At 53.2% G+C, this 24,847-nt stretch carries 26 protein-coding genes and 1 tRNA gene; 5 read left to right on the top strand and 22 right to left on the bottom strand.

Annotation, left to right across the window (positions count from 1 at the left end; genetic code table 11):
* Window positions 1-188 precede the first annotated feature (188 nt).
* Together D7024_RS15660 and D7024_RS15655 are read right to left on the bottom strand one after the other, a co-directional pair.
* Window positions 189-752 (bottom strand): integrase core domain-containing protein, encoded by a 564-nt coding sequence (locus tag D7024_RS15660; RefSeq protein WP_207666920.1) that lies wholly within the window; start codon window positions 750-752, stop codon window positions 189-191.
* Window positions 706-1,434 (bottom strand): ISNCY family transposase, encoded by a 729-nt coding sequence (locus D7024_RS15655; RefSeq protein WP_207666919.1) that lies wholly within the window; start codon window positions 1,432-1,434, stop codon window positions 706-708. Before D7024_RS15655 ends, D7024_RS15660 begins: the two co-directional genes overlap by 47 nt.
* Before the next feature lie 159 nt (window positions 1,435-1,593).
* Here D7024_RS15655 and D7024_RS09760 point away from each other — a divergent pair.
* Window positions 1,594-1,669 (top strand) — tRNA-Trp (locus tag D7024_RS09760).
* A gap of 87 nt (window positions 1,670-1,756) precedes the next feature.
* Here the strand turns inward: D7024_RS09760 and fusA are convergent.
* Window positions 1,757-3,775, bottom strand: a complete 2,019-nt coding sequence (gene fusA, locus D7024_RS09755; protein WP_121451624.1) for an elongation factor G — start codon at window positions 3,773-3,775, stop codon at window positions 1,757-1,759.
* Window positions 3,776-4,077: 302 nt separating this feature from the next.
* On the opposite strand from fusA, the gene spoVB reads away from it, so the two are divergent.
* On the top strand, window positions 4,078-5,634 hold the full coding sequence (spoVB, locus tag D7024_RS09750) for a stage V sporulation protein B (protein ID WP_121451623.1): 1,557 nt from the start codon (window positions 4,078-4,080) through the stop codon (window positions 5,632-5,634).
* Here the strand turns inward: spoVB and surE are convergent.
* From surE to D7024_RS09705, 9 genes are all read right to left on the bottom strand, one after another.
* The gene (gene surE, locus D7024_RS09745) at window positions 5,631-6,398 is read right to left on the bottom strand and encodes a 5'/3'-nucleotidase SurE (protein ID WP_121451622.1); all 768 of its coding nucleotides are present in this window, start codon (window positions 6,396-6,398) and stop codon (window positions 5,631-5,633) included. The genes spoVB and surE overlap by 4 nt on opposite strands.
* Before the next feature lie 12 nt (window positions 6,399-6,410).
* Window positions 6,411-6,587 carry a YpmA family protein gene (locus D7024_RS09740; RefSeq protein WP_121451621.1) on the bottom strand — a complete coding sequence of 59 codons (177 nt, stop codon included), beginning with the start codon at window positions 6,585-6,587 and terminating at the stop codon, window positions 6,411-6,413.
* A gap of 29 nt (window positions 6,588-6,616) precedes the next feature.
* A complete protein-coding gene (gene folE / locus D7024_RS09735; RefSeq protein ID WP_121451620.1) occupies window positions 6,617-7,177 on the bottom strand; it encodes a GTP cyclohydrolase I FolE in 561 nt (186 codons plus the stop codon).
* Between the two features lie 18 nt (window positions 7,178-7,195).
* On the bottom strand, window positions 7,196-7,936 hold the full coding sequence (locus tag D7024_RS09730; protein ID WP_121451619.1) for a 7-carboxy-7-deazaguanine synthase QueE: 741 nt from the start codon (window positions 7,934-7,936) through the stop codon (window positions 7,196-7,198).
* A complete protein-coding gene (locus D7024_RS09725; RefSeq protein WP_121451618.1) occupies window positions 7,937-8,497 on the bottom strand; it encodes a DUF366 family protein in 561 nt (186 codons plus the stop codon). It abuts the gene before it with no gap.
* Between the two features lie 5 nt (window positions 8,498-8,502).
* Window positions 8,503-9,177 carry a 7-cyano-7-deazaguanine synthase QueC gene (gene queC / locus D7024_RS09720; RefSeq protein ID WP_121451617.1) on the bottom strand — a complete coding sequence of 225 codons (675 nt, stop codon included), beginning with the start codon at window positions 9,175-9,177 and terminating at the stop codon, window positions 8,503-8,505.
* Complete coding sequence (queD, locus tag D7024_RS09715) at window positions 9,174-9,557, bottom strand: 6-carboxytetrahydropterin synthase QueD (RefSeq protein ID WP_121451616.1); 384 nt, start codon at window positions 9,555-9,557, stop codon at window positions 9,174-9,176. The genes queC and queD overlap by 4 nt, the downstream gene beginning before the upstream one ends.
* 194 nt (window positions 9,558-9,751) lie before the next feature.
* The gene (locus D7024_RS09710; protein WP_121451615.1) at window positions 9,752-10,912 is read right to left on the bottom strand and encodes a tetratricopeptide repeat protein; all 1,161 of its coding nucleotides are present in this window, start codon (window positions 10,910-10,912) and stop codon (window positions 9,752-9,754) included.
* Between the two features lie 173 nt (window positions 10,913-11,085).
* Window positions 11,086-11,298: a heavy-metal-associated domain-containing protein gene (locus tag D7024_RS09705; protein WP_121451614.1), complete on the bottom strand. Its 213-nt coding sequence runs from the start codon at window positions 11,296-11,298 to the stop codon at window positions 11,086-11,088.
* A 184-nt stretch (window positions 11,299-11,482) separates the two neighbouring features.
* Here D7024_RS09705 and D7024_RS14965 point away from each other — a divergent pair, with 184 nt between their 5' ends.
* The gene (locus D7024_RS14965; protein WP_207666918.1) at window positions 11,483-11,674 is read left to right on the top strand and encodes a hypothetical protein; all 192 of its coding nucleotides are present in this window, start codon (window positions 11,483-11,485) and stop codon (window positions 11,672-11,674) included.
* Window positions 11,675-11,721: 47 nt separating this feature from the next.
* Here the strand turns inward: D7024_RS14965 and D7024_RS09695 are convergent, their stop codons facing one another.
* On the bottom strand, window positions 11,722-12,312 hold the full coding sequence (locus tag D7024_RS09695) for a TatD family nuclease-associated radical SAM protein (RefSeq protein WP_243113750.1): 591 nt from the start codon (window positions 12,310-12,312) through the stop codon (window positions 11,722-11,724).
* Window positions 12,313-12,409: 97 nt separating this feature from the next.
* Here D7024_RS09695 and D7024_RS09690 point away from each other — a divergent pair, with 97 nt between their 5' ends.
* On the top strand, window positions 12,410-12,805 hold the full coding sequence (locus D7024_RS09690; protein ID WP_121451612.1) for a TIGR04086 family membrane protein: 396 nt from the start codon (window positions 12,410-12,412) through the stop codon (window positions 12,803-12,805).
* A 410-nt stretch (window positions 12,806-13,215) separates the two neighbouring features.
* Here the strand turns inward: D7024_RS09690 and D7024_RS09685 are convergent, their stop codons facing one another.
* From D7024_RS09685 to D7024_RS09645, 8 genes are all read right to left on the bottom strand, one after another.
* A complete protein-coding gene (locus tag D7024_RS09685) occupies window positions 13,216-14,067 on the bottom strand; it encodes an FAD/NAD(P)-binding protein (protein ID WP_121451611.1) in 852 nt (283 codons plus the stop codon).
* Window positions 14,060-15,100, bottom strand: coding sequence for a 4Fe-4S dicluster domain-containing protein (locus D7024_RS09680; RefSeq protein ID WP_121451610.1), 1,041 nt, complete (start codon window positions 15,098-15,100; stop codon window positions 14,060-14,062). Before D7024_RS09680 ends, D7024_RS09685 begins: the two co-directional genes overlap by 8 nt.
* A 13-nt stretch (window positions 15,101-15,113) precedes the next feature.
* Window positions 15,114-16,073, bottom strand: coding sequence for a Coenzyme F420 hydrogenase/dehydrogenase, beta subunit C-terminal domain (locus D7024_RS09675; protein ID WP_243113749.1), 960 nt, complete (start codon window positions 16,071-16,073; stop codon window positions 15,114-15,116).
* Window positions 16,074-16,081: 8 nt separating this feature from the next.
* Window positions 16,082-16,552: a hydrogenase iron-sulfur subunit gene (locus D7024_RS15190; protein WP_243113748.1), complete on the bottom strand. Its 471-nt coding sequence runs from the start codon at window positions 16,550-16,552 to the stop codon at window positions 16,082-16,084.
* Window positions 16,543-18,525 (bottom strand): CoB--CoM heterodisulfide reductase iron-sulfur subunit A family protein, encoded by a 1,983-nt coding sequence (locus D7024_RS09660; RefSeq protein ID WP_121451606.1) that lies wholly within the window; start codon window positions 18,523-18,525, stop codon window positions 16,543-16,545. Before D7024_RS09660 ends, D7024_RS15190 begins: the two co-directional genes overlap by 10 nt.
* A 28-nt stretch (window positions 18,526-18,553) precedes the next feature.
* Window positions 18,554-19,411: a CoB--CoM heterodisulfide reductase iron-sulfur subunit B family protein gene (locus D7024_RS09655; protein WP_121451605.1), complete on the bottom strand. Its 858-nt coding sequence runs from the start codon at window positions 19,409-19,411 to the stop codon at window positions 18,554-18,556.
* A 2-nt stretch (window positions 19,412-19,413) separates the two neighbouring features.
* A complete protein-coding gene (locus tag D7024_RS09650) occupies window positions 19,414-19,986 on the bottom strand; it encodes a 4Fe-4S dicluster domain-containing protein (protein ID WP_121451604.1) in 573 nt (190 codons plus the stop codon).
* A gap of 355 nt (window positions 19,987-20,341) precedes the next feature.
* Entirely contained in the window at window positions 20,342-23,218 is a 2,877-nt protein-coding gene (locus tag D7024_RS09645) for a helicase C-terminal domain-containing protein (RefSeq protein WP_165859336.1), read from the bottom strand.
* 92 nt (window positions 23,219-23,310) lie between these two features.
* On the opposite strand from D7024_RS09645, the gene D7024_RS09640 reads away from it, so the two are divergent.
* Complete coding sequence (locus D7024_RS09640; RefSeq protein ID WP_121451602.1) at window positions 23,311-23,550, top strand: flagellar basal body L-ring protein FlgH; 240 nt, start codon at window positions 23,311-23,313, stop codon at window positions 23,548-23,550.
* A 39-nt stretch (window positions 23,551-23,589) separates the two neighbouring features.
* Here the strand turns inward: D7024_RS09640 and D7024_RS09635 are convergent, their stop codons facing one another.
* Window positions 23,590-24,843: a S8 family peptidase gene (locus tag D7024_RS09635; RefSeq protein WP_165859335.1), complete on the bottom strand. Its 1,254-nt coding sequence runs from the start codon at window positions 24,841-24,843 to the stop codon at window positions 23,590-23,592.
* Between the last annotated feature and the right edge of the window lie 4 nt (window positions 24,844-24,847).

The raw sequence follows: 24,847 nt of genomic DNA, 5'->3' as shown, positions 1-24,847 counted from the left end.
CGGTCTTGACAGCCACCCCTCACGTGGTTAAGTTAAAAATGCCGACGGGGCGGCTCCGGGGAACATGCAACAAAGACGTAGCACGCCCCCGTCAAGTAATCCATTGTACCACGTGAGGGGACCCCGACTGTCAAGACTCCCCTTCGGCGCCGCCAGAGGAAGGCCTCAGGGGCTCACCAAAGAACATGCTAAAAACTGACGCCATGATTGATCTGACTTGATTTCCATGGCCTGCGCCATGGGTGGTCGGGGGCGGGTTTTCTGCCCATAGACTGCCCGCCCTTTTTCCCAGCTTCTTTATTCTTCGGCGACAAGGAACTCGCCGGAACCGGTTCAAGGGGGTAAATATGGCCGTTCCAGCCAACAAAGAGACTGCCGTCAGCGAGCCTGTGCACCTCCACCACCGTGCGCAAAGGAATGACCGGAACACCTTTGGTATTCACCACCCTGTAGGTCTGTTTCTGGTACTGAATGGTGTAGCCGGGGTTCAAAACCCGGCGCTCCTTCCAGCAAAAAACGTGCTCCAAACGCAAATGGGCAGGAACGGGGCGAAAGGCAGACGCAGAACTTTCCGGGGGTACCGCAAACCGCTGGTTGTAACGTTCAATAAAACGTTCAAGGACCTCGTTGGCCTCTTCGAGGGAACATGCCCCGGCCAGGCGAAGCTCAACGGTCAGGCGTTCCTGAAGAGTCCCAAAAGCCCTTTCAACACGCCCCTTTGCCTGGGGGGAGCGGGGTAATCCCCAACTCATTTAAAATGCGGCCGATTTGGGTCAGCGGCCGAACCTCTCCCAGCAACTGCTGCTCAAGGGATACTTCCTTTTCCGGGGGGAAGAAAAGGGTGTGCCGGTCAGAGTAAATGGCCAGAGGAATACCATAACGGGTAACCAGGTCGAAAAGAAGACGCCGGTAACCTTCGAAATCTTCCGTTAGACTGAAAAGGGCGGCCAAAATCATACTGGTGGCGTCGTCCACCGCCAAAAGCAAAACCAGTTTTGGTCCCCTTCCCTCGAGCCAATCATGATGGCTGCCATCGATCAAGACCAGCATCCCAAACTGGGGTTTCCGCTGACGACGGCGGTGCAGTTTAGGCGGACGGTGCTTCCGCGGGCTCGGAATGCCGGCGCTTTTCAGGATGCGACCCACCGAAGAAGGACTCAAGGTGATTCCTTCCCGTTCGCAGAGCAACTCGCTAAGAAAAGTATAATTGCACCCCCTGTAAATGGTTTGGGCGAGTTGGATGACCTGCTGCCGGGTCTCCTCGGGAACAGCGTGAACCGGCTTGCGGCCCCGGTTCCCATGGACCAGGGCAGCAGGCCCCTGCGACTGGAATTTGGCCTTTAACCTGTATACCTGACGTTCACTTAAGCCTAATACCAGGGCAGCTTCAAAGGTTGAAATCTGACCTTCCAGAACCCGCTGCAAAACCAGCATCCGCTTCAGTTCCGATGCCTTGGAAAACGTCCATGTCTGGTATGGGCGTTAGCCTCCCAGAGGGCAAAAATGTTTACAACGCAAATAGCTCTTTTGAAATGGTCCTTGACGGGCTGTTGAAAATATTTTATAATAACAATGCTAAGAATAGGTGGTTGTAGGGGAGTAGCTCAATTGGTAGAGCAACGGTCTCCAAAACCGTAGGTTGCGGGTTCGAGTCCTGTCTCCCCTGCCAGCCAGTAAAATTGCGGCCTTCCCAAAGGGAAGGCTTTTTTAGCGTAAACTTTTTGAGGAAAAAGTAAGGCAGGAGGTTTGCTCCTGCCTATTTTTCTGCCTCCGCCGCTTTGGCCTTTTTGATGATTTCCTCGGCTAAGCGGGCGGGCACTTCTTCGTAGCTGGAGAATTTCATGCGGAAGGAACCCCGGCCCTGGGTCATGGATTTCAGGTCGATGGCATAGCGATACATTTCCGCCAGAGGCACCAGAGCCTTTACCCGGGAATTTTTCCCGGCCGCTTCCATGCCCAGAATGCGTCCCCGCTTGGTGTTGAAGTCGCTGATGATGTCGCCCATGAAGTTTTCAGGCACAGTGACTTCCACTTCCATGATTGGTTCAAGCAGTACTGGCTTGGCCTGTTGTTGTCCCTTCTTAAAGGCCATGGAAGCGGCAATCTTGAAGGCCAGTTCCGAGGAGTCTACCGGGTGGAAGGAACCGTCGTATAGTACCACTTTCACGCCGGTAACCGGGTAACCGGCCAGTACGCCTTCCTGCATGGCCTCCCGCACGCCCTTTTCTACTGCCGGGATGTATTGCTTTGGTACCGCCCCGCCAAAAATCTCTTCGGTAAATTCGAAGGGCGCATCGGCCAGGGGCTCCAGGCGCAGCCAGACGTGACCGTATTGACCGCGACCGCCGGTTTGCTTCTTGTGCTTGCCCTCCACCTTTACTTCGGCGCGAATGGTTTCCCGGTAGGGCACTTTCGGGGAATCCATGGTTACATCCACGCCGTATTTGCGCTTTAACCTCTCAAGCAGGATATCCAGGTGCAACTCTCCCATACCGGTGAGCAGGGTCTGCTTTGTTTCCGTGTTTTTCTCCACCCGGACGGCGGGATCTTCCTCCAGCAACTTGGACAGGGCATCACCCAGTTTATCTTCGTCGCCTTTGCTCTTGGGCTGGATGGCTACCGTCAGGGTTGGTTCGGGGAAGTTGATCCCCTCCAGCTTGACGGGATGATCCTTATCACACAGGGTGTCGCCCGTACTGGTGTCCTGCAGTTTGACCAGCACGGCTATATCGCCCGTGGGCACCTCGGTGGTGGGAGTGGAGTTTTTGCCCCGTACGTAGAGGATCTGTCCGATCTTCTCTTGTTTTTCCTTGGTGCTGTTAAGCACGACGCTATCACTCTTCAGGGTTCCGGTGAAAACGCGGATAAAGTTCATTTTGCCCACGTAGGGGTCGGCCAGGGTCTTAAAAATCAGGCCGGAGAAGGGAGCTCCTTCCTCTACCGGCGGGGCAGGACAGTTTTTCACCAGGAAATCCATGAGGTTGGTTACACCCATGTTTTTCGTGGCCGATCCGCATAAAATGGGGACTACCTTGCCTGCAATAACCCCTTTTTGCAGGCCCTCTTTAATTTCCTCGCTGCTTAATTCTTCCCCTTCCAGGTACTTCATCATCAGTTCATCGTCGGCTTCCACCGCTGCCTCGATCAACTTTTCCCGGTAGGAGGAAATTTCTGAGGCCAGATTGTCGGGAACGGCTACTTCCTTGGGTTTACCATTTTCAAAGGAGTAGGCCTTTTGTTCCACCAGGTCTACAATCCCGGTAAAATCATTGGCCTGGCCGATGGGCAGTTGAATGGGGGCAAAATTGGCATTAAACTTGGCCTGCAGATCATCCAGCACTTTGTAGAAATTGGCGTTTTCCCGGTCCATCTTATTAATGAAGACTATCCGGGATTGATTGCCCTGTTCTACCAGATCCCAGATGACTTCGGTCTGTACTTCTACCCCGTCGACCGCGGAGACTACAAACAGGGCAGTCTCTACCACCCGCAGTACACCGCGCACTTCCCCGATAAAATCGGAGTAGCCCGGGGTATCTAAAATGTTCAACTTGCAATTTTGCCATTCGCAAGGCACCAGGCTGGTATGAATGGTTACCTGGCGATTGATTTCCTCAGGATGGTAATCGGCGGTGGTGGTGCCATCTTCTACCCGGCCCAGTCGGGTAATGGCCCCGGTATTAAAAAGCATTGCCTCTACTAAAGAGGTCTTCCCGGCGCCGCCGTGGGCTACCACGCCGATGTTACGGAGTTGAGAAGTCTGGTAGTTTTTCAAAATCCCGTTACCTCCCTTTTTTGTAAATAATGGTTTCCCCCCAGGTCTGTATTCTATACTCTATCGTAGCCAGAACTGGGCATATCTGGATTAGGCACAAAAAACAGCCCCACCAGGGGTGCACTTTTATGCAACGCACGTTGGGGTAATTGCGTTGCTTAAACCTCTATTATTCTACGCCATACTCGCAAAATCCTTTGGAAATACGAAAAATTTTTTCGACAGACATTCTGGCGGGCTTGACAAGGTTGGCCACATAGGCACCTGGGCACGAACATACATATAGCAAGAGGTGGCAGAACATGTCCCGGCAATCCTTTGTCTATGGTGCTTTTATCCTCTTGCTGGCCAGCCTGTGCAACCGGCTGATCGGGTTTGTTTATCAGATTTTGATGATCCGGCTGATCCGCCCGGAGGGGGTTGGTCTTTTTAACATGGTCTATCCCATCTACGTCCTGGTGCTGGTTCTGGCTACAGCCGGAATTCCGGTGGCTATTGCCAAACTGATGGCCGAAGAGGTGGCCCGGGGTAACCTGCGGGGGGCCTACCGGGTTTTCTCCATCGCCTTTTGGTGTATTGTAGCCAGCAGTCTATTCTTTACCCTGGTGCTCATGCTGGGCGCACCCCTATTGCAAAAGTACGTCTTCCCCAACCCGAAGGTGTACTACTGTTTTCTTAGTCTGGTCCCGGGCATTATCATCGTATCCCTTTGCTCGGCTTTTCGCGGCTTTTTCCAGGGACTGCAGCAGATGACCCCTACGGCCGTAACCCAGGTGGTGGAACAGCTGGTCCGGGTGATTGCCGGTTTGGGAATTGCCTGGTTCATGCTTCCCCGGGGAATCGAGTATGCAGCCATGGGTATTTCCCTGGGGGTGGTGTTGGGAGAATTTGTCGGTTTTCTGTTCATGCTGGCCATCTATTTCAAAAAACGCCCTTTCCTTTCCCCTTTTGCCGTTTATTGTCCGGAACCGGCACTGAAGGTTACCGGCCGGATTTTCGATCTGGCCGTACCCGTGACCCTGACCCGTTTTGTTTCCACTGCCTTTTTATCGGTGGATGCCATGCTGATTCCCCGGCGCCTCCAGGCAGCAGGTATGACCATAAATGAGGCTACTGGAGTATACGGTCAATTTGTTGGAATTGCCGAATCCCTCCTGTTTACCCCCAGTATTGTGACCATTTCTTTAGCCACGGCTCTGGTTCCGGCCATAAGTGATGCCCTGGCGCAAAATGACCTTTCATTGGTGCGTGGCCGTACGGAAGAAGCTTTGCGTCTGACCATGCTGGCCGGATTGCCCGCCACGGCGGTCTTTTTCCTTTTGCCAAGGGAGTTATGTCATGCAATTTTCGGCTATGCCGACGCCGGCGTGGCTCTGGGCACCCTGGCCCTGGGGGGGCCGTTTCTTTACCTGCAGCAGACTACCACGGGGATTTTACAGGGATTGGGTCGTGCCGAAAGGCCATTGCGCAACCTGATTATTGCCTCTGCTTTTAAGGTAGCCGGCATTTACTACCTTACAGCCATTCCCACGCTGGGCATCAGGGGTACCGCCCTCTCCCTGTGTGCCGCCTATATCATTATGTCCCTGTTGAATTACCGGGACTTAAAGAAAATCATCGCTCTAAGGGTGGATTTTGGTTATTGCCTGGGTAAACCACTCGTGGCCACCGCGGGCATGGCGGTGGTTATGTGGTATGTCCGTAACTTTATGCTGGGTTCCGATGATTTATCCCGTGCCGGCCTTTTGATTGTGCTTTTCCTGGGGGCCGCGACCTATTTACTTTTGTTGTTTCTTTCCGGTGGGGTGCACAGCCATGATTTACGACGCCTGGCCTCCTTCCTGGGCTGGCGCCGTTAAAAATTAAAGGTTACCTCCCCCCACTGCTGGCGAAGAATTTGCAATGACTGGTAATCAGTCAGGTCCAGCTGGATTGGCGTGATGGAGATAAAATTTTGTTTTATGGCCTGCACGTCCGTGTCATCGCCGTTTTCATCCAGGTCCAGCGGTTCTCCGGCCATCCAATAATAAATGCGTCCGCGGGGATCGGTACGTTTGTGGAAAATATTCACATACCGCCGGTTGCCCAGGCGGGTAAAGCGTATGCCCCGGGGCTTAGCTGCCGGTACATTAATATTTAATAATGTTCCACGGGGCAGGCCCTTTTGCATAGTCAGGTTGACCATCTTCCGGGCCACTTCCGCAGCCGTAGTAAAATCATGGCTGCCATAGGTGGTTAAGGAAATGGCCAGGGCCGGAAAACCATTGATAATTCCTTCGATGGCTGCGGAAACCGTCCCGGAATAAAGGACATCGGTGCCCAGGTTAGGTCCCTGGTTAATGCCGGCAACCACCAGGGCCGGGGGATCGGGCAACAGATCCTCCACGGCCAGCTTCACACAATCGGCCGGTGTGCCGTCCACGGCCCAGGCCCTGGCCTTAATACCGGGAATACTAACCGTTTCCAGGCGCAGGGGGCGGTGAACGGTAATCCCGTGGCCGGTGGCGCTGCGTTCCCGGTCCGGAGCCACGATATAAAGCTCACCCAATCCCTGCAGGCTCTCGGCCAGGGCTTTTAAACCGGGGGCATGAATGCCGTCATCATTGCTGAGCAAAACAATCATGGTACCCTCCGCTTATATTTCATAAATTGAAATAATCATCTTACCTTTCTCGGGATCTTTGGTTAAACCAAACATTACTTTTTTATGCTTCAGGTTTTTATTTAAGAAATCAATTACCCTGTACATTTCCGGATAAGGAGTAAAGCTTTTGGTGGCTATTAATTCCAGCTTGCCTTCTTTTTCTTTCATCGGTTTTGACCTCCAAAGGTATTGGTTAGCTAGCCTTTAATAAGGGCCAGGGCTTCTGCCCTTGTGGCCTCGCTTCTTTGGAAGGAACCACGGACTGCCGAGGTAATGGTTTTCGAGCCAGGCTTACGGATTCCCCGCAGAGTCATGCACATGTGTTCCGCCTCAATTACAACCAGCACACCTTGCGGATTTAGCCGGCGCATAATGCTGTCGGCGATCTGGGTGGTCAGGCGTTCTTGTAATTGAGGGCGTTTGGCAAATCCCTCCACCACCCGCGCCAGCTTGGAAAGCCCCGTTACTTTACCCCGCCTGGGTATATAGGCTACATGGGCCTTGCCAAAGAAGGGTAACAGGTGATGCTCGCACATAGAATATATGGGGATGTCCTTCACCAGGATCATTTCTTCATGTTCCTCGGTAAATATTTTCTCTAAGTGTAATTCCGGATCTTCCCACAAACCACAAAAAATTTCTTTGTACATTCTGGCTACCCGGGCCGGCGTTTCCCTAAGTCCCTCCCGGTCAGGGTCCTCGCCGATGGCTTCTAAAATCATGCGTACCGCTTTTTCAATCTTTTCGGTATCAATCATTACCTCTCCCTCCTGACATTACAAGTGACCCAAAAATTTGTGCGTCTGGGGGATGACCCTGACGTCGGTCAGTCTTTCCAGAGCCCGGGATTGCCAGGTGATTGCTATTTCCGGTTTTAACCGGGTTTTACCTTCAGGGGTTGTCACCGGCTGGATCACCAGGGGGATATCCCCCACGCTGCAGATCAAGTCCAAGGCCCTTTCTATTTCTTCCGGTTTGCTGTCTTCATCCACTACCAGCTTCACGAATACATGTTTCCCGCGGGCCAGCTTTAGAAATGCCCTGTGTTCCTGCCAGCAGGGGTTTATGTTGGCAGTTCCCGGTAATTTGATATCCATGGCGATAATGTCCACCAGGGGAAGTATCCTTTCCAAGTTATCCGGTAAAGTGCCGTTGGTTTCTAGATAAATACCCTGCCGGGTTCCCTTAAGGAGGGGAATGAGCTCCAAAAGAAAGGATGTATGGAGCAGCGGCTCTCCCCCCGTTAGACTGATGGAGTGATGGATGGCTGGATTTAATTTCCTGATCTTCAAGGCCACCTCCTGGGGAGTGAGGGGGTTGGGTAACAAAAGAAATTCTCGGCTGCCCGGCCGGGCTTCCCAGCGGCAGTGCCGGGGTATGTCTCTGGGTGTGTCACAATAGCTACAGGTCAGGTTACAGCCGGCAAAGCGCAAAAAAATTTGCCGGCAACCCACCCAGATACCCTCGCCCTGGATGGATGAGAAAATTTCAACCAGGGGGGCAACCGGGGAGGACACCTAACCCACCCCCCTTACTTTACATCTGGAACGTTTCACGCCCTGCATTTCGTCAGCATAGGCCCGGCCAATCTCCCTGGCCAACTCCGGGATTAGTGCCACCGGCCAGCCCAGTTCCACCAGGCCGGCTGCCGGTACCGGTGTGTTTTTCGCCGTTATATTTAAGGCCGTATGAATCATGGTGGATACGGGCGTGGTGGTAGCAATGGAAATGGACAGCTTGCGTTCCTGGTAATATAAGTCATCCCCTGCCCGTTGCAGGCCGTGCCCCTTTTGCTCCAGTATTTCTCGGATTATGGCCACCAGCAGCCGTTGTCGCAGGACCGCCCTTTCTAAATCGTGATCAAAGTGTTCCACAATGAAATGCAACATATCATCACCGTAAATGGGTGATTGTGCCCGTACATCCTCCAGATCAACCATGTGATCGAAATGGACGCGGCAGGGCCCCCTGAAGGCCACAATACTGTCCCCTAACAGGCCAAAGGAGCGGTAGGCCCAAAGGGATGAAAGTTGTGTACCGTCGTACAGGATGGTCTGGGGAGCAAAATAAACGTGCATGGATTTCACCTCCGGACCTGATCCTCTAGCCCTGCGGCGGCCATGGCCCGACCGAGTCGCCGGCAACTTTCACAGCGCCCGCACATGGTCTGTCCACCATAGTAGCAGCTCCAGATCAGGTGCCACGGTACCCCCAGGTGTTGCCCCAGGCGCACTATTTCCGCTTTATTTAGTCTGGCGGTGTAGCTGACTACGCGCACACCGCTGGCCGTGGAATAGGCCAGGGAGTTGTTGATGGCCTCTAAAAAATCAAGGCTGTTATCAGGAAAAGTAGCCGCTTCTTCCCGGTTAAAACCGGTCACCACCTGCTCACAGCCCAAAGCTTCCGCAAAACACGCGGCAATGTTAATGAACAGGCCATTCCGATTGGGTACCCATACTGCGGCGGCCGTAGCCGTAGCCTGCTGGGGATCGTTTAAAGATTCTTCCGCGGGTTCCGGGATGGTTTCTTCCTTGTTCACCAGGGAGGTAGTGGTAACCTCACCCAGAAAGGGCAGCTGGATTACCCGGTGGGCCAGTTTATAATAAGCAGCCAGGGCGGAGGCAGCGGCAATTTCCCTTGCGGCCGCCCGCTGGCCGTAATCCATGGTCAGGCAAAGCTCTACCTGGCCTTCGCGTAAGGCCTGGGCCATGGAAACGGTGGAATCCAGGCCACCGGAAAGCAAAACGATACTTTTCACGGTATGACATCCTCCCGGTAGCTGGCACAGACATCGGGGGATTCCCAAACCCGTACTTCGCTCATGGTCAAATCGGGGGGCAGCAACGACTTCAGTTTATAAAAAATGTGTCTGGCCAGGTTTTCCGCGGTGGGGTTAAAATTAAGTTCATTAAACGGGTGTAAATCATTTAAATAGCTATGATCCAGTTCCCCTACTATCTTGCCTACCAGTTCCTTTAAGGCTCGAAAGTCAATGAGCATACCGCAAGAGTCCAGTTTCTCTCCCCCCACCGAAACCTCTACGGTCCAGGTGTGTCCGTGCAGTCGGGCACACTGACCCTGGTAATTGACCAGGCGGTGGGCGGCTGCAAAGCGCTTAATTACAGTTAATCGGTACATATGTTTAATTCCTCCACCGAGTAGTATAACTCAACTACCTGGATTTAAACTATTTCGCCACCCTTCCCGAACGTCCTTCTACTTCCGGCGGGACAAAGACAAAAAAAGAAACCCGGCAACGAAAACAAAGACGGCGGTCATCCCCGGGCGATGCGGGAAGACCGCCGTAAAAGGCGAAAGAGATTATATGAAATTTAGCTGCCTACAAATTTTCCGCAGGACAGGCCCAAAGCCCGGTTGTAACATTCCACGGCTTCCGAGGTGCGCCCCATCTCGTTCAGCACGTTTCCCCGCATGCCCCAGCTTTCCGGGCAGCCGGGTTGCCGGGCCAGTATCTGGTCACATATGGCCATGGCCTCGTCGTAGCGTTTCAACTTCACTAAACATGCTGCCTTGTTCAGAAGAATTGTTTGGTTATCCGGATCCATGGTCAGGGCCCGGTCGTAGAGCTGGAGGGCTTCCTCGTGCCTGCTTACTTCATCTAAACACAAGGCATAGTTGTTCAAGGTTGTGGCGTCATTGGAGCTACAACGCAGGGCGTTTTCATAACAGGAAAGGGCTTTTTGATAAAACTGTGCCCGATGGTAGCAGGAGGCCAGATTGGAAAGCACGGTGGCGTCACCCGGGCACATTTCTTTGGCCAGTTCATAACAGGCAATGGCCTCCTCATATCGCCCCAAATGGGACAAGCTGTATCCCTTGTTGTTCATAATTTCTACGTTATTTAATCCCCCGGCCTGTGCCCGCTGGTAATATTCCAGGGCCTCTTCATGCCGGCCCAGCTTGCTGGCCGCCAGCCCCATATTCAGGTATAGTTCAGGACTGGCTCCCTGACAGAGCAGAACCTGCCTGAACACGGCCAGAGCATGTTCGGCCCTCCCTATTTCCAGTAGTTGCACGCCTATTTCATCCAGAGGCGGCGTGTCGGGCCGCCTCTGGAAAAGATCTCCAAACCGACCTAAAAAGCGGGGCAGGGAATTCTTTCTCTCTTTAACGGGAGGAGCAGGATTTTTCTCCTTTTCTTCCAGGGAGTAAGTACCGGTCTTTTGTATCAACCGGGAGGCATTAAAAGCCCGTTGGTTGGTCCGGTTAAGCCAGTACAAGAGGCTGGTTTTACCCTGTTCACCGGCCACTTTTTTCCAGTGCAGGATTGCCCGGTCCAGGCGGCCCCGTTTCAGGCACAGCCTGGTTGCGTGCAGGTGGAGTGTTGCTTGTCTGGGTTCAAGCCGCATGGCCCGATCAATCCAGCGCAGGGCCTGTTCATCGGCCCCCAGGGCTTCCAGGATGCGGGCCCCTACTTGCCACAAAACGGCCAAGGCACTCTGGCGCTTCAGTGCAGGTAGTGGGTTCCACATCTGAATCGCTCCTTCTCCTGTTATCTGTTAAATCCCATTTCTTTCTGTGTCCTGGTTTTTCCTGCTAATAACTGTAACTTTATTCCATCAAATATTCTCTTCTTACGACAGGAGGTTCAAACAGAAAACCGGAGGCGACAATATGTTACCTCCGGATACTGGCAAAACTAAAGTTATGGAAGCACGTTATAGCCCGCCTTTTCAACTGCCCTGGCCAGTACCTCCATGGTTACCTTGGGATCGTGGGTAACCATGGCCCTTTTATTGTCCAGATCAACAAAAACGTCCTTTACGCCGTCAATTTGCTTTAAAGCCCTTTCTACTGCTGCCTTGCAATGGTTGCAGGACATCCCTTCAATCTTTATCAATGTCGTTTGTGCCGTCAAAGGATTTTTCACCCCCTTCCTTTACCAGATAGCCGTTTTTTATTATCCCCGGGTTATATTCGTATAAGAGCAGGAACAGCCGGTGATGATATAAAATCAGTACTATGCGTCGGGCCCTAAACGTTCTAACGACGGGGGACGACCACCTTTCTTAAATCTTTTATTAAGTAAGGAGGGAAAAATGGTGACGAAAAAGAAAAAAAAGCACCCTTTTGCTAAAGGCGATGCCTTTATCCCGGAGGCCACCGGTTCGGCCACCATGGTTAACTTCGATGGCCAGTGGGAACACGATTTTGTTGATGATCCCACTCCCCCCGGTTCTCCCGAAGAAAAGTCTGCAGAAAGGGCGGATGATGCGCCAGGCAAAAGGCCCTAGTTACGGGCGTTCGACCAAAAGCCAGGGGCGCTGGGATTGCCTCTGGCTCATGCCTGTTTGAGCGTACCGGAAAACCGCCGCAGCTGGAATTCTGCTCCCAGCTTGCGGGCAATTTCCCGGCACTTTTCTACGTCCACTCCCGGCCATTCCACTACCGAAAGGACCACCCTGGGAATTTGCCCGACACAACAGCGGGCAAAATCCAGCACGGCCTGGTAGGCTTTCTCCCCATATATGGGCCGGCAAATTTCCAGGTAGCGGTCGGCCGATTGTGCGTTTAAGCTGATACAAATGGTGTCTACCAGGTTTTTTAATTCCGGGACCACGTTTTTTTGATAGACTAGATTCGCCTGCCCGTTGGTATTGATTCTAATTTGCGTCCCCCTTTTTTTTAGCTGTTCTGATACCTCCCTGACCACTTCCAAACGCATTAGCGGTTCCCCGTAACCACAAAAAACTATTTCCTGGTAGCAGGTGGGGTCTTGTACCGCGGCAAGCACCTCTTCCGGGGATGGTTCCTGTTTGAGCCAGAGATCATAGCCAACACCCTCGGAGGTGCGGCGGATGCAAAAAAGGCAGTTATTTGTACATCGGTTGGTGATATTGAGATATAAATTTTGCCTCAGTGGATAAGCCACAATTTGTCCTGCCATTTTTCCTCTCCCGACCATAATTAGTCATATTATCCACGGTCACCTACTATAGATGGAAAATAAAAAACGGAGGTGATCAACCTTGCTCAATCAGGAAACTCCCGGTTCCTTTAGCCTCTGGGAAGTGTTGCGGGGGGCTTTTTGGGGGCTGGCGGTGTCCTTTCTGGGCAGCGCTTTAATAGGCGCGGGTTATTATTTTACCAGCCTCTCTGAAAGCAGCCTGCCCTGGTTTGCCGCAGGTCTATTTTTCTTCAGTGTGCTGGTGGGAGCCTGGTCCGCTGCCAGCCGGGCCGGGAATCGGGGTTTGCTTCACGGTTTAGGGGTGGCCGTACTTTTTTTCCTCGTTTCCTGGCTTCTAGCCACCACCGTACTTCCCTCCCAGGTCATGCCCGTTTCCCTGTTCCAAAAATTGATCCTGGCCCTCGTGGCGGGTGCCCTGGGAGGCATACTGGGGGTAGGTTTCAGCGATCAAGGTTAGACCATTTAAACTTCTACGGGATTATGGCGAAATCCTTTTTTAGCGCAGCAACAGGGTTATGCCCAGCAATATCCCTCCCGCACTTAAAAGAAACAGCCCCACATAAATGCGCCAACGTGACGCCTTTGCCATCCTTATCACCCTGGAAAAAAAGACCTGCAATATTATATGTGGAGAAAAAGACACCGGTCTTTGAAAGACGGTGTCTTTTGTTTTTACCAAAAACTGCTATTTAAACCTTGAGCGGCCGTCGCCCCGTTCTTGCAGGAGGCCGGACGACCGCCCGCCCTTAGCCATCCCGGGGTTTTCACAGTAAAGGGCCGATTTTCCCGGGTGTGCCGGGCTACTGCCTGCCCGCTTTTGAGAGGCCGTTTCGCTGGCCCGGACAGGGGCCGGAGCCTAAGCGCATGTTAAAATTCCGGCGGCAGCTGTTTTAGCTGACTCAAGTAAAATACGGGCCCGTCCAGGCACACGTACTTGCTGCCGATGTTGCAACGGCCGCATTTGCCAATGCCGCACTTCATCTTTAGTTCCAGGGTGGTGACCACCTGGTCGTCGGAAAAACCCATCTTTTCCAGGGCCTGGAGCACAAACTTGATCATGATGGGCGGACCACAGGTAATGGCATACTTGTTTTCCGGGGAGGGATTGATTTCCTCAAGGTAGGCTGGGACAAACCCTACATGCCCCTCCCAGCCCGGCTCGGCCCGGTCAATGGTGGTGTAGACGGTAGTGCCCGGCATTTTGGGCCAGCGATCCAGGATATCGTATTTAAAACAAAGGTCATCCATGGACCGGGCACCGTAGATAATATCTACCTTTCCGTAGTCCCCCCTGTTTTCCTCGGCCAGTACGAAATCGATGAGTGCCCTCAGGGGAGCCAGGCCAATGCCACCGCCAATGAACAAGAGATCCTTGCCTTTCATTACCTCGTACGGAAAGTGGTTGCCGTAAGGACCGCGGATACCCACCTTGCTGCCCGGTTCCAGGCGATGCAGGGCACCGGTCAGCATGCCCACCTTTTTCACGCTAAACTCCAGTATGCCCTTTCTGGTGGGTGAGGAAGTAATGGAAATGGTAGCCTCCCCCACACCAAACACTGAGAGCTGGGCCACCTGGCCCGGCTTTTGCCGGAAGCTTTCCATTACCGACGGGTCATCGAACACCATCTGGAAGGTTTTCACGTCCGGGGTTTCATCGATAATTTTCACGATGGTGGCTGGGTAGGGCTTTAAAGGGTTGCGACAATGGCAGTTACTCATGCCGGGCCACCTCCTGCAGGTCGGCAATGATCTGGCGGATGTCAATATTTACCGGACACCTGGTGACGCAGCGGCCACAACCGACACATCCATCCAGGTTATAGCGGTCCCGGTGGTATTTCAGTTTGTGCAAAAAACGGTTGCGCACCCGTTCCTTTTTGGTAGGCCGGGGGTTGTGTCCGCCGGCCATACGGGTAAAGTGGCTGAACATGCAGGAATCCCAGCAGCGCGACCGCACTCCCGACTCCCCATCCGGGCTCTGGTCGAAGATATCGAAGCAGTGACAGGTCGGGCAGATATAGGTGCAGATGCCGCACCCCAGGCAGCGACGGGCAAGCTCACCCCAGTAAGGCAATTCAAAATTTTCATCCAGAAATTCCTTTACGCCCGTGGTGTCTACGGCACGGGTAAACTGGCCTGCTAATTTTTTACCCAGCTCTTCCCTGGCGGCGGTTACACGGTTATCCCGGTCAGGGATAAAGTAGTCTTGATAGCGATGAATCAACTCTTCCCCCCGGGAAGTTAGTGCCTCGAGGCCATAGCCACCGTCCATCTCTGTTAATAAAAGGTCGGCTCCCCCCCCGTCGGTGGGACCTCCTCCCATGGAGGTACAAAAGCAGTGGCGTTCCACCCGGGTACAGGATAGACCCACCAGAATGGTATTCTGGCGGCGCTTCTGGTAATAGCAGTCCTGGTAGGCACCATTAAAAACCGGATCTAGAACCAGGATCCCTTTAATGTCGCAGGGGCGAAGGCCAAAGAGTACGGCCGGTCCGGGAGTTTGCGCGTCCGCGAGGGTAATCTGACCATCGCCGGTGGAAAAGAAAAACATTTCTTCGGTCTGGGGGAAAAGCCAACCCTTTGGAGATACCGTGCTATTGGTATAACCCAGGTTTATCTCTGCAAAGCCACTTACGGGTTTAAATAAAGAAACGGTTTCTTCTTCCCTGACGGGAGCGATCAAGGTATAATCCCTGGCCAGGGCATCGAGCCAGGCCCCTAAATTATCCCTGGTAATGGTGTATGCTTTCATCGGGCGTCCCCCTCTACATAAATTCATCGGGATCGGAATTGGTAAATGTCCCTAAGGGCGGCAGTTCTTCCAGACTGGTACCCGGAGTGGGGACGTTGAACAGGTCCTTGATGTCCTTTAATATCTTCCGGTTGAGGAGCGAAAGGGGTATATTTACCGGGCATACCCGGTCGCATTCACCACAATCCACGCATCGTCCGGCCACGTGAAAGGCCCGGATGAGGTGAAAAGCAGTATTCTCCGAGAGGTTATTGGCTTTGGCCACCCAACACGGTTCCGCCTGGTCAAAGACACATTCCCGGCAGGTGCAAGCCGGGCATACATTGCGGCAGGCATAACACCGCAGGCACCGGCTGAACTGCTTATCCCAGTATGCGCTCCTTTCTTCTACCGGTAGTTCTTCCAGCGTTTTTACTGCGATAAAGGGATCCCCCGGATCGTTAGGCGGTATTTCTTCCCCGAGCATAAAATCGGCAATTACCGGGGTGTGGTGTTCACAGTCCCGGCACTTCTCGAGCAGGGCCTCGTCCCGGGTAAAAGTGAAAGTTCCCTCCCCCGTCTGTAAAGAAAAGTCTTGCTTACTGACGGTTGCTGCCGTAATTTGTGCTCCCGGGTCAAGGCGGGCTGCCACCAAATCGGGGTTGATCAGGCCTGAGCAAGGGATGCCCAGGATGATCACCTTTTCCCGGATGATCTGGTTATCCTGCAGCAGGCGAATGATGGCCCTGGAATCACAGCCCTTGACTACCACCGCCACTTTCCCCGGTTCATAACGGTAATCCAGCAGGTATTTAGCCAGATTATTGATACAGAGGGGATTCCAGACCAGACGGTTTACCTCTTCTTCCCGGCTGATGAAGGCGGGAACTACCCGGCTTACTTCACTGCCCGGGGCATAACCGATCACCAGGCTGGCCTCCCCACCGGCTAACAATTTCCGGGCTGTTTCCCTTAAATTTTCTTGGATTTTCATTTGTTCACTCACTCCACCCTCACCCCGGTGGAAACATCAATAGGTTTCGGCAATGGTTTCTGTCTCATCTTGCTATTCGGTCCCAGGGCTTTAATTTGTGCCGTAATATCTTCCACTGTTTGGGCAAATTTAGCCCCTTCGGAGCCGCTGATCCAGCGGGCCTGGAAGCGTCCCGGTTCAAAGCCAACGTATTCCAGCAGACGCTTAAAAATAAGGTAGCGTCGCCGTGTATGATAGTTGCCACTAACATAGTGGCAGTCCCCCGGGTGTCACCCGCTTACCAGCACACCGTCGGCACCCCTCTGGAAGGCACGCAAGATGAAAACAGGATTAACCCTTCCCGAGCAGGGCACCCGGATCACCCGGATTGATGTGGGATAGTTCAAACGGCTAACGCCCGCCAGATCGGCGCCGGCATAACTGCACCAGTTACAGCAAAAGCCAATAATTTTAGGTTCCCATTGTTCTGTTACAGACACAGCGCGTCCACCTCCGCCAGCAACTGCTCATTGGTAAAGCCTTTGACGTTGATTGCCCCGGCCCGGCAGGCTACGGTGCAGGCGCCGCATCCCTGGCACAGTCCGGTGTTAACATTGGCCACCGTGCGTTCCACTGTTTTACTGCCCACCCGTTCGCTGACCGTTGCCCTTTCAATGGCCCGGTAGGGACAGACGTTTTTGCATTCCAGGCAACCGGAACAAAGGATCTGGTTGACGTGGGCAATCATGGGATCCACGGCCATCTCGCTACGGGAGAACAATGCACATACCTTTGCCGCGGCCGCGCTGGCCTGGGCAACGGTATCGGGGATATCTTTAGGTCCCTGGCAGGCTCCGGCCAGGAAGACTCCCGCGGTATTGGTTTCCACCGGCCGCAGTTTGGGGTGGCTCTCCATAAAGAATCCATCCTGGTCGGTGGAAAAGCCAACAATGCGGGCAATTTCGGCCGATCCTTTGCTGGGTACCATGGCCGTGGCCAGCACCACCAGATCCGCGGCTACTTCTACCGGCCGGCCCAAAAGGGTGTCCACACCCATGACCACCAGGTGGTTACCTTCGGGGTAAATTTTGGATATCCGGCCGCGGATATACCGGGCACCTTCATGGACCGTGCGCAGGTAAAATTCCTCGTAGGCTTTACCGGGGGTACGGACATCCATGTAAAAAACGTAGACCTTTGAACCTGGGATTTTTTCCAGCACCTGGTGGGCGTGTTTGGCCGTGTACATGCAGCAGGTCCGGGAGCAGTATTCCTTCCCTTTGGCTGCATCCCGGGAACCTACACACTTTATGAAAACTACGTTTTTCGGTTCCTTCCCATCGGAGGGTCTTAAAATCTTACCCCCTGTAGGCCCGGAAGCGTTGTTCAACCTTTCAAATTGCAGCCCGCTGATTACATCGGGATAGCGCCCGTAACCATACTCGCCGTAGACCTGTTCCCATTCAAACAAGTCGTAACCGGTGGCCACAACAATAGCCCCCACCTGTTCCTTAATAAACTGGTCTTCCTGCTGGTAATCGATTGCCTGTGCCGGGCAAACCTTCTGACAAACGCCGCATTTACCCCTGGTAAATTGCCTGCAGTGTTGCCGGTCGATAACCGGTTTATTGGGCACGGCCTGGGGAAAGCTGATGTAAATGGCCTTACGCATTCCCAGTCCCAGATTGTACTCGCTTACCACCTTGGTGGGGCATTTTTCCCAGCAGGTGCCGCATCCGGTGCATTTGCTATGATCGACGAAGCGGGCTTTTTGCCTGATGGTAACCTCGAAATTGCCGATATAGCCTTCTACCTTTTCTACCCCGGCGTAAGTAAACAGGGTTATATTAGGGTGCTGCGCCGCAGCAACCATCTTGGGCGTGCTAATTCAGGCCGAACAATCCAGGGTGGGAAAGGTTTTATCCAGCATGGCCATTTTCCCGCCAATGGTAGGCTCCCTTTCCACCAGGATGACCTGGTAACCGGCGTCGGCAATGTCCAGGGCGGTCTGAATACCGGCAATGCCGCCTCCGATGACCAGCGCCCGCTTGGTGACGGGAATGATGGATTCAAAAAGGGGCTCCAGCTTGCTTACCTTGGATACGGCCCGGCGGATTAATTCAATGGCTTTTTGGGTGGCTTTTTCCGGTTCCCGCTGATGTACCCAGGCACACTGTTCCCGGATATTGGCCATTTCTAAAAGATAGGGGTTCAATCCAGCCCGGGCAAGGGTTTTGCGGAAGGTAGCTTCGTGGAGACGGGGAGAGCAGGAGGCTACCACCACCCGGTCCAGGCGGTATTCCCGCACTGCCTGGATAATGGTTTCCTGCCCGGGTTCAGAGCACATGTACTTGTAGTCGGTGGCATACGCTACCCCCGGAAATTTGGAAACAGCTTCCACTACCCGGGGTATGTCTACCACCGCGCCGATGTTTGAACCACACCAGCAGACAAAGACGCCGATATGCTGCATACTTCTATCGCTCCTTGTCGGTGATAGTCTAACCAACCAGTTTAAGTACCTGGCCGGTATCTACAAAATGGGTGTGCAGGCTCAAGTCCTGCGGATTCAACCCCATGGCCACTCCCAAAAGCTGGGTAAAATAAAATACTGGCAAGTAATAATTGGTTCCCCGCAGTCGGTTAACCTTTAACTGGCGCATGTCAAGGTTGAAGTGGCACAGGGGGCAGGCGCACACCAGGCAATTGGCACCGGAGAGTGCCGCCGCCTTCAGAATACGGGAAACCATGGGAATGGCTACCTCTTCATTGCTTACCGCCAGGGAAGCCCCACAGCATTCGGTCTTGTGCGACCAGTCCACCGTATCCGCCCCGGCGGCCTGCATGATTTGCTCTATAATTTGCGGGTTTTCGGGATCGTCGATCTGGATGGCCCGGGGCCGCACCAAAAGACAGCCGTAATAAGCGGCAATTTTTAGCCCTTTTAAAGGCTTCACTACCTGGGCCCGGATCTGCTCCAAACCAACGGAACTGATCACTTCCAGGATGGATATCACCTTAATCTTGCCGTGAAAAGGCCGCCCTGTAATTTCATTGACTTTTTCCCGCAACTGCGGGTTTTGTTTCAATTCGTGGCAGGCCAGGGCCAGGCGCTGGTAACAGGCAGCACAGGGTGCGGTTACGTCGAGACCTGTTTCTTCGGTCAGGGCCAGATTGCGGGCGGGCAAGGCCAGGGCTAGAAGGTGGCTCGTGCTGTGTCCGGCAGTGGCCCCGCAGCAGCTCCAGTCGGGGACCTCCGTAAGTTCAATACCAAGGTGTTTACTTACTGCCCGGGTGGAAAGATCGTATTCCTTCCCGCTGGTTTCCAAACTGCAACCGGGGTAATAGGCAAACTTCACGTTTAAACCTCCTTTTCCGCCTGGCGTACTTTTTCAAAAATACGGTTGATTTCTTCCAGGCCCCGTGGCTTGGTTACCGATAACTTTAACTTGCCCCGCCTTAACATAGTTAGCCCCGTATCGGCTTCCCGGAAAGGCTGGCCGGTTTTAAGATTGAACATGGCCATGGTGGCAAATTCAAACAACCGCCCGTACTTTTGAATGGACCTCAGGAAATTGTTGTTGAACAGGGCTACGTTGCGGCCCCTGCCCGGGGGTATCATGCCCTTGCGCCGGGCCATAATCCGCAAGGTATCCATTACCATCGCCACGTCAATATTCCGGGGACAACGGGCCGTACAGGTAACGCAGGAGGCGCAGAGCCAGATGCTCTGGCAACGGAGCACCTCTTCCTTTAATCCCATTTGTACCATACGCATTACCTGGTGGGGCATTAAGTCGTAGGCGAATGCTACCGGGCAGCCGGCGGTACACTTGCCGCACTGGTAACAATTTTCCACTGCCTGTCCGCTTTCCCGGGATACACGTTCGATAAAATCCCTATCTTCACTTTCGTTGAGTCTGATGGTTTCCATCTCAACCCCTCTTTTGTAATGAACTTGCCCCTTTTCGAATATGATAGGGGTTAATTTCACTAAAACAATAAATGCTATGTGATTTTTAAGATATACTTTCGACGCCTAAATGGTAAATCCTTTTTAAAGTCTAAAAAAAATCTCCGTTGGAAAAATGACGGAGATCACAATATTACAAAAAAGGGAACAAAAAAGGGACAGGTTTTTGGCCTGTCCCCGATCCTATTTCCAAACCCTCAGCAAAAGGGCTCTTATGAAGGATGGCAGCCGCACGAAATACACGCGCAAGACAACTCACCCCTTTACTTTGTTAGTCCTTAATATAGTATGTGCCGCTGGCCGAAATGTGACAGTTTTAGAAATTAATTTTCCTTTTTTGACTGGAAGAAGCAAATCGCTCCATATCTTCGGGTTGATTGATCGCAAGCCAGTCGGGCCGACTGCCGGGGTGGGCAAACCAGTGGGCAATCCGCCTCATAATTAGGTGGCGGTTTCCCTGGATGTGGCTTTTTAAAGGTAGAGAATGTAAAAAATGGCGGCCGTATTTTTTGTGCAGCAGGCGTCCATCTAAAACCACCACTACACCCCGGTCCTGGGTTGTTCGGATTAGCCGGCCAAAGCCCTGTTTAAAGCGAATAATGGCCTGGGGGAGGCTGAAATGTCGGAAACCATCCTTCCCCTGGGAGGCCAGCTCTTCCAGGCGTGCTGCCACTACCGGAACCTGGGGAGCCCAAAAGGGGAGTTTGACCATGACCACACAGCTTAAAGCCGGTCCGGGAATGTCCACACCTTCCCAGAAGCTGGACGCCCCCATAAGGATAGCCCTTTCGGAAGTGCGAAATTCCTCCAACAGTTGCCAGTGGTTGCCGTCAAGATTATGGCCGAGGAGACAGATATCCCTCTCTTCACATGCGGGCTTTAACCGGCGATAGGTTTCCTGCAGTGCCCGGTGGGAGGTATAAAGGACCAGCATGCGACCTCCCGTAATTTCAGCCAGGTCCAGGAGTGTACTTGCCAGGGTTGCGAAGTATGTATCTTCGGCTCCTTCTCCGGGGGTGGGCATTCCTCTCACAATGCATAGCAGGGACTGGGATTCGTACACAAAAGGTGAGTCTACCTGCATGGTTACTACACGTTCGGGAGGAATAAGGTCCAGGCCTGTACGTTCCATAAAATGATCAAAAGATTCTTCTACCGTTAACGTTGCCGAGGTGAAAATGATTGATTTTTTACTTTGATACAAGTGCTCGTAAAGTATTTTATTTACCTGAATTGGTGCGGCCCGCAGGCTGCAACTGGTCTTTTCCCCTCCTTCATGTACTTCGACCCAGTAGACGTTTTTCTCCAGGGTACCCTGAAGAATGGATTCCAGGTCCGCCACCATCCTGGTACCATCTGTGGCATGGAATGATAGCTCCCAGGTCAGGTCGGCCCAGCTCTCATCTTCTATCTGGCTGAACTCCAGGTGCTCTATGAGTTTTTTCAAGCCAGCCAGCAAGTCCTTGAGATAAAAAAGGAGGTTAGACTGTTCCGATTGCAGCTCGGCAGTGATATCTCCCTCTAAGCCCGGTTGTAAGCGAAGAACGTACCGGGGTCTATTTTCTTTTCCTTGGAAAGAGGCTTGCCGGATTACCAGCTGCTGCAAGGCGTTAAAAAACAACTCCGCCCCCTGCAATGCCCTGTGGCTGGCATCGCGGGCCTTTTGGACGCTGGAAAGCCAGGAAGAATCGCCCCGGGGTGGTGCCATTTCGCTCAAGCGAACCAGGAGCCGGTTGAGCTTGTTTAACCAGCGGAAAAGCACGGTGCGCGAAATTGCGCGCCCCAGTTGTTCAGTGGCCGCGTCTTCCAGATGATGCGCTTCGTCCACCACCAGAGCGGCATATTCTGGAAGTACGCGGTTTTCGGCCCGCACATCAGAAAAGAGGAGAGAATGATTGACAATGATCAAATTAGCTTTCTCAGCCTGGTTTCGGACCCGGGAAACATAACAGGCCCGGGCGAACCATCGGCAACGGGAGCCCAGGCAGGCTTCACTATCGGCACACAGTTCCTGCCAGAGTTCCTGCTCCAAACTGGAAAGATTGAGTTCGCTCCTGTCCCCGGTGGAGGTTTCCTGTGTCCAGACCAGTATGCGCGCATAGAAAGCTGCTTCCGCAGCAGTCCAGTCACGGGCCTGCAGGGTGTTTAACCAGCGCCGCAGGCACAGATAATTTTGGCGGCCTTTAAGTAATGCCGCGCGGCAGGACCAGCCGAGGGCCTCTTTCACCAGGGGGATGTCCCTTTGCCATAGCTGTTCCTGGAGGTTAATGGTTCGCGTAGCAATAAGGACACGCTGCCCCCGGGATAGGGACCAGTAAAAGGCCGGAATCAGGTAGGCCATGGATTTTCCCGTTCCCGTGCCGGCTTCTATAAGCAAAAATTTTTTTTCCTCCAGGGCCCGGGTTACCGCCTCTACCATGCGTCCCTGTTGCGGGCGGTATTCATAACTCTCCAGATGGAGAGCCAGGGGACCGCCGGGCTCCAGCAAAGCGGCCAGTTCCCGGGAGGATTGAGGAAGGTTTCGCGGGCAAACCGGTTCCTGTGTTTCTTCCAGTTCAGGGGGCAAAAAGAAGGCGGGACGGGTAATCTTCCTTGAGCAGGATTGCCAGGCCAGCTGTGCTATTTCGTTTGCCCAGGCCGATCCGGCCCGTTGCAAAAAGGCGGCCAGGTGTAACAACACCTGCCCCTCCATTTCCGCGGCCTTATGGAGCAGCCGGCGATAAAGGGAGACCGTAGCCAGGGCGTCATCCAGTGCCCTGTGAGCACGCCTTTGTTCTATCCCCAAAAGCCGACAAAGGTCGGCCAGTCGAAAACCCGGGGCGTTGGGTAAAAGAATGCGGGCCAGTTCCCGGGTATCAAAAAGCTGAACTGCGATCGGGGTACCTGCCGCGGCTTGCAGGAAATCCCGGTCAAAGGATACGTTATGACCCATCAGGGAACTCTTGCCAAGGAAATCCATCACTGATGGTAACACCTCATCCAGCGACGGGGCAGTGGCCAGAAGTTCCTCACTTAAACCGGTGAGACGGCGGATAGTAACCGGGACCCGTTGTCGCGGGCGGACTAGGCTATGGAACTGCCCGGTTATTTCTCCTTCCTCCAGCCGGAGGAGAGCTATTTCGATGATTTCATTATGTTGAGGATTCAAACCCGTTGTTTCCACATCACAAACTACCACCGAATGAGGCACCACGCACACTCTCCCCTTTTCGAATTCTGGTAGTGGGGGCAAAAAAATAAGCACACACATATATATAGTATCAAATTAAAGGAGGGGAAGAGTAGATGGAAAAATCACCTTTGGATTTGGGCATGTTGCCCGAACCCTTGCGTAATCTGTTCCAGAGCATCGATCCGGCCACACTGGAACAGTTAAAGGCCAGCGTTGATCCGGCAGCTTTGATGGTTTTTTTTAGTAATGCCATGGAATTTATGCGTCAATCCCTCAGTGAGCAAGATAATCAGGCACTAAATCAATTGCTGGCCAATGTGATGCAGTTAATGAATCAGCAGGGTAAAAGCTAAAATAAATTTTGGGGTAGCTTTAGAAGCTACCCCAAATTCTTATTGTTCCCTCACTGGTTCCCGAAACAAAGGGCCAAAGTGCAGTGGTGGGAAGCGGTGGCCTGGTTCATGTACCTGATCGGCACCGGTTGTTTCCATTGCCGGGGTTTCCAGTTCTTCTTCTTCTTTTCCCCGGCTTAGTTTTTTGCCGGCCAGATCCGCCCGTACCATTCCTGCCCCCTGCTGTTCACGGGTCAGATCAGACAGTCTTTCTGCCGAGGAATAAAGGGTCCGCAGGATTTGACCGGAGTTTAGTTGGGGTGCCATGGACCATATTAAGGCCACTATCCCGCTGACGTGAGCAGTAGCCATGGAGGTACCGCTTAAACGCCAGAATAACCCCCCGTTTCCGGTGGAAAGTATACGTGTTCCCGGGGCGACAAGATTAATTTCCGGCCCCTGGCTGCTAAAGGAGGCCAGGCGATTTTGTTCATCCACCGCACCTACCGCCACTACTTCCGGATAGGCGGCGGGATAATCCACCGAACGGGTGGTACCGTCATTGCCGGCTGCAGCCACCACGATCATTCCCTTGTCGGTTACCTGGCGGATGGCCTCATGGAGGGCCTTGCTGGGAGTGTTGGAGCCGAAGCTCAGGTTAACCACCTGGATGCCCTGTTCCAGACACCACCCAAGAGCCCGGATTACATCAGCGAAATAACCTTCGCCCTTGTGGTTGAGAACCTTTACGGCGTAAAGTTTGGCTCCGGGAGCGGCACCGACCACACCATAGTTGTTTTTTACGGCCGCAATGGTACCACTCACATGGCTGCCGTGGCCGTTATCATCCTGGGGGGGAAGGTGGGGTTCCACAAAATTCACGCCCCCAGCAATATTTTCCTGTAAGTCGGGGTGGTGCAGGTCAATTCCCGTATCTAAAACGGCTACTTTCATGCCTTCTCCCGTGGCCTGGGACCAGAGCTGGTCGGCTCCAATGCGGTGAATGCCCCAGGGGATGATCTGGTAACTCTCCTGTTCCAGAAAGATATTTTTTGACTGTACCTCGAACGGGTGCAATTTTACCTGGAGATTTTCTTCCAGGACAGCTACTTCTTCCTCTTCTCTCAGGGCCTGTAGCTGAATCCCCAAGGAAAAATTGCAAACCACGCCGTTTACCAAAGGCAGAGGTTCAATGCGGGTGGCACCATGTTTACGGAGAAGGTCCTGGTATTCCCTGCGCAATTCCTTCCCGTCAAAAGCGGGTTTTTTAAAAAGTACTATGTTTGAGATTTTTTCTTGGGCAAAAAGCTTCATCGGC

Origin of the sequence: Desulfofundulus salinus, assembly GCF_003627965.1 — a bacterium.
Classification (GTDB): domain Bacteria; phylum Bacillota; class Desulfotomaculia; order Desulfotomaculales; family Desulfovirgulaceae; genus Desulfofundulus; species Desulfofundulus salinus.
This window is presented reverse-complemented; position numbering and strand designations above follow the sequence as displayed.

Bases quoted from the DNA above. Each gene is read 5' to 3' on its own strand.
- D7024_RS15660 (WP_207666920.1), bottom strand. From the start codon at position 752: ATGAGTTGGGGATTACCCCGCTCCCCCCAGGCAAAGGGGCGTGTTGAA.
- D7024_RS15655 (WP_207666919.1), bottom strand. From the start codon at position 1,434: ATGCTGGTTTTGCAGCGGGTTCTGGAAGGTCAGATTTCAACCTTTGAA.
- spoVB (WP_121451623.1), top strand. From the start codon at position 4,078: ATGTCCCGGCAATCCTTTGTCTATGGTGCTTTTATCCTCTTGCTGGCC.
- surE (WP_121451622.1), bottom strand. From the start codon at position 6,398: ATGATTGTTTTGCTCAGCAATGATGACGGCATTCATGCCCCCGGTTTA.
- D7024_RS09740 (WP_121451621.1), bottom strand. From the start codon at position 6,587: ATGAAAGAAAAAGAAGGCAAGCTGGAATTAATAGCCACCAAAAGCTTT.
- folE (WP_121451620.1), bottom strand. From the start codon at position 7,177: ATGATTGATACCGAAAAGATTGAAAAAGCGGTACGCATGATTTTAGAA.
- D7024_RS09725 (WP_121451618.1), bottom strand. From the start codon at position 8,497: ATGCACGTTTATTTTGCTCCCCAGACCATCCTGTACGACGGTACACAA.
- queD (WP_121451616.1), bottom strand. From the start codon at position 9,557: ATGTACCGATTAACTGTAATTAAGCGCTTTGCAGCCGCCCACCGCCTG.
- D7024_RS09710 (WP_121451615.1), bottom strand. From the start codon at position 10,912: ATGTGGAACCCACTACCTGCACTGAAGCGCCAGAGTGCCTTGGCCGTT.
- D7024_RS09685 (WP_121451611.1), bottom strand. From the start codon at position 14,067: ATGAGTAACTGCCATTGTCGCAACCCTTTAAAGCCCTACCCAGCCACC.
- D7024_RS09680 (WP_121451610.1), bottom strand. From the start codon at position 15,100: ATGAAAGCATACACCATTACCAGGGATAATTTAGGGGCCTGGCTCGAT.
- D7024_RS09675 (WP_243113749.1), bottom strand. From the start codon at position 16,073: ATGAAAATCCAAGAAAATTTAAGGGAAACAGCCCGGAAATTGTTAGCC.
- D7024_RS09650 (WP_121451604.1), bottom strand. From the start codon at position 19,986: ATGGAAACCATCAGACTCAACGAAAGTGAAGATAGGGATTTTATCGAA.
- D7024_RS09640 (WP_121451602.1), top strand. From the start codon at position 23,311: ATGGAAAAATCACCTTTGGATTTGGGCATGTTGCCCGAACCCTTGCGT.
- D7024_RS09635 (WP_165859335.1), bottom strand. From the start codon at position 24,843: ATGAAGCTTTTTGCCCAAGAAAAAATCTCAAACATAGTACTTTTTAAA.